At 70.3% G+C, this 1494-nt stretch carries 2 protein-coding genes and 1 pseudogene; 2 read left to right on the top strand and 1 reads right to left on the bottom strand.

Annotation, left to right across the window (positions count from 1 at the left end):
- Positions 1–189: 189 nt before the first annotated feature.
- Complete coding sequence (locus ABZX30_RS38125) at positions 190–444, bottom strand: hypothetical protein (protein ID WP_355943047.1); 255 nt, start codon at positions 442–444, stop codon at positions 190–192.
- 135 nt (positions 445–579) lie between these two features.
- Here ABZX30_RS38125 and ABZX30_RS38120 point away from each other — a divergent pair, with 135 nt between their 5' ends.
- Entirely contained in the window at positions 580–942 is a 363-nt protein-coding gene (locus ABZX30_RS38120; RefSeq protein ID WP_355943044.1) for an arsenate reductase family protein, read from the top strand.
- Between the two features lie 109 nt (positions 943–1051).
- Positions 1052–1494 (top strand): annotated as a pseudogene (locus ABZX30_RS38115) (hypothetical protein); the annotation flags it as partial.

The raw sequence follows: 1494 nt of genomic DNA, 5'->3' as shown, positions 1-1494 counted from the left end.
GCCGCTGCCCGGGCAGCGGCGCGACAACGCCCTCGAACTGCGGGTCAAGGCGGCCCTCGCGGACGATCTGCGCATCGAGCAGGACCTGAGCCGCTGGTTCCCGGTATGGGGAGCCCCCGGTCTGTGACCGGGGGCCCCGCCGGGCCCGTCAGCCCTTCTTCTCGCGCTCCTGGCAGCCGTGCCGGCCGCTCAGCGCGAGTACCGCATCAGTGCGCGCACCATGTGGCAGGTCGTGTCCGACGGCGGGTGGATTCCGATGCGCTCCGCCGTGCTCCGGATCGTCTCGTTGCGGGCCTGGTTCGGCACGTAGACACCGGAGTCGAGCAGGGCGATGGCGAGGCGCATGGCCTTGAGGCGGCGGTTGTGGGTGACGTACCACTCACGGGGGCGTCCGGGCGGCAGCGGGCGCTTCACGACGGACGGGGCGGCAGCGGGCACAGGCATCCTCCTGTCGCGGTCAGGGTGGTGCGCGGGGACCCGGCAACACCCTCGAACACTGCTTCTATTCTACGACCCGCCACTGACAAAAGCCCCTGGCCACAAGGGCTTTCGCCGGGTCCCTCGCGTACCGTTGACCTCATGGAAATCTGGATCAACCCGGCCTGCTCCAAGTGCCGCAGCGCCCTCAGCCTGCTCGACGCCGAGGGCGCCGACTACACCGTCCGCCGCTACCTGGAGGACGTACCGGGCGAGGACGAGATCAGGGACGTACTGGACCGGCTCGGACTCGAACCGTGGGACATCACCCGCACCCAGGAGGCCGCGGCCAAGGAGCTCGGGCTCAAGGAGTGGCCGCGGGACGACTCCGCGCGCGACCGCTGGATCACCGCCCTCGCCGGGCACCCGAAGCTCATCCAGCGTCCGATCATCACGGCGGACGACGGCACTGCGGTCGTGGGCCGCACCGACGAGGCGGTGCGGGACGCCCTGACCAGGACGTGAACCACCTTGTGACGCAGGCCACTCGAGACGATCCAGGCAACCGCTGCGTAACTCCGTCGGTATCTCGTACATAGCGGCGTACACTCCGCCACCTCTTCAGGAGGCGCGCATGTCGCGCAGGAGAAAGCTCAGTACGAAGAAGAAGATCGCGCTGCTGGTCAGTGCGGCGGCCGTGGCGGGAGGCGGCGCCTTCACCCTGGCGACCACCTCGAACGCCGCGCAGAGCCCGCAGAAGGCGAACACCCTGTCGTCGGCCGCGGACTCGACCGTCTGCCAGGGGCTGGCCACGGCCCTCGGCAACAACCAGAAGTTCATCGACGGTCAGAAAGCCAGTCCGGACGCGCAGTCGCAGGCCAGGATCGCCAACCGCGAGGCGGTCATCGCACAGATCAACGGCGGCCCCGGCAGCGGCCCGCTCGACCTGCCGACGATGGAGCTCGACGGCCAGGCGTACGTGCCGGTGTTCAGCTCCGAGGAGCAGTTCCGCGAGTACGTCGAGCGCGCCGCGCCGGCCCGCGCCGAGCTCGCCTCCGCGCTGGGCGCCGAGCGGCC

The organism is Streptomyces sp. NPDC004542, from assembly GCF_040610035.1.
Lineage (GTDB): Bacteria > Actinomycetota > Actinomycetes > Streptomycetales > Streptomycetaceae > Streptomyces.
The sequence above is the reverse complement of the archived record's forward strand: the minus strand, read 5'-3'. Positions and strand labels throughout refer to the sequence as shown.